Annotated in this window: 1 protein-coding gene; it reads right to left on the bottom strand. The window is 72.5% G+C overall.

The features are described from left to right. Positions 1 to 255: contractile injection system protein, VgrG/Pvc8 family (locus tag AC6LJ2_RS30155; protein ID WP_498152774.1), on the bottom strand; the 255-nt coding region annotated here is incomplete at both ends.

Raw genomic sequence — 255 nt, forward strand, 5'->3', positions numbered from 1 at the left:
CGCTGCGTGGCCAGCCACAGCCACGGAGCCACCGTCAGCCGGTAGCGCGCAAGCCCTGCATCACCGGCCAGCAATTCCGCTTCGCGCACCACGCCGCTGCGGCCGCTGCGGCTGCCGTCGGCGCGCGTCGTCCAGAGCGTGACGGGCCGCGAGATCATGTCTTGCAACGACAGGCCGGCATCGTCGGACAGCGCCACGATGCGCAGTTGCGCCACGCCCGACAGCGCCTCGCGGCCGGTCCAGCCTTCGACGTGC

The organism is Achromobacter sp. 1014246743 (genome assembly GCF_059760725.1).